This window comes from Streptomyces sp. NPDC000941, assembly GCF_053599555.1.
Genome location: NZ_JBSFMM010000541.1, coordinates 1 through 1,494 on the forward strand (window position 1 = coordinate 1; position 1,494 = coordinate 1,494).

1 protein-coding gene is annotated in these 1,494 nt (G+C 69.9%); it reads left to right on the top strand.

Annotated features, from left to right (window positions below):
• Positions 1 to 267 precede the first annotated feature (267 nt).
• Positions 268 to 1,470 (top strand): IS110 family transposase, encoded by a 1,203-nt coding sequence (locus ACWDSL_RS53375; RefSeq protein ID WP_450497002.1) that lies wholly within the window; start codon positions 268 to 270, stop codon positions 1,468 to 1,470.
• The last annotated feature ends 24 nt before the right edge of the window (positions 1,471 to 1,494 follow it).

A 1,494-nucleotide genomic window follows, 5' to 3' on the forward strand; every position in this document is an offset into this window, starting at 1 on the left:
CCCCCGTTATGTTCTTCGCGGTCCTGCAAGAGGGCCGCTGGCCTCCGGGCCCGGCATGACTGTTCCCCCCTGTCGAAGGCATGACCTGGGGGGTGGTGTCACCGGGCCCGTGGGGTGCCGTTGGAGACGCTGATGAGAGGTCTGACTACCGCCTGGCCGGGCGCAATGCCCGGCTGCTTGCGGGCGGCAGGTCTGCATAACGTGGATGCGCGCGTACGGCGCCATCGCCCTGGCCAGCACCGCTCAAGCCCTGTTCAGGAGGACGGGTTGTACGACATCGACGACGTGGGCGTCTTCCTCGGCCTGGACGTCGGCAAGAGCGCCCATCACGGGCACGGGCTGACTCCGGCCGGCAAGAAGGTCTTCGACAAGCAGCTGCCCAACAGCGAGCCCAGGCTGCGGGCCGTGTTCGACAAGCTCGCGGCGAAGTTCGGAACCGTCCTGGTGATCGTGGACCAGCCCGCCTCGATCGGAGCCCTCCCGCTCACGGTCGCCCGGGACGCGGGCTGCAAGGTGGCCTACCTGCCGGGCCTTGCCATGCGGCGGATCGCCGACCTGTATCCGGGCGAGGCGAAGACCGACGCGAAGGACGCCGCGGTGATCGCGGACGCCGCCCGGACGATGCCGCACACCCTGCGCTCGCTGGAGTTGACCGACGAGATCACCGCCGAGCTGACCGTGCTGGTCGGCTTCGACCAGGACCTCGCGGCCGAGGCCACCCGCACCTCCAACCGGATACGCGGCCTGCTCACCCAGTTCCACCCCTCGCTGGAGCGCGTGCTCGGGCCGCGTCTGGACCACCAGGCCGTGACCTGGCTGCTGGAACGCTACGGATCCCCCGCCGCGCTGCGGAAGGCCGGCCGCCGCAGGCTGGTTGAGGTGATACGGCCCAAGGCCCCGCGCATGGCCCAGCGGCTGATCGACGAGGTCTTTACCGCGCTCGACGAGCAGACCGTCGTCGTTCCCGGCACCGGCACGCTCGACATCGTGATCCCGTCCCTGGCCCGCTCGCTCGCCGCCGTCCACGAACAGCGCCGCGCCCTGGAGACCCAGATCGAGACCCTGCTGGAGGCACACCCTCTTTCCACGGTCCTGACCTCGATTCCGGGGGTCGCGGTCAGGACCGCCGCCACCTTGCTGGTCACCGTCGGCGACGGCACCAGCTTCCCCACCGCCGCCCACCTGGCCTCCTACGCCGGCCTGGCCCCGACAACAAGGTCGTCGGGGACCTCGATCCACGGCGAACACGCGCCCAGAGGCGGCAACCGGCAGCTCAAACGGGCGATGTTCCTGTCCGCGTTCGCCGCACTGCACGATCCCGCCTCCCGTTCCTACTACGACCGATGCCGAGCCCGCGGGAAGACCCACACCCAGGCTCTCCTCCGCCTGGCCCGCCACCGCATCAGCGTGCTGTTCGCGATGCTCCGCGACGGCACCTTCTACGAACCCAGAACCCCACGCCTCGCTTGACGAAAGACATAGAGGCACCCCCCC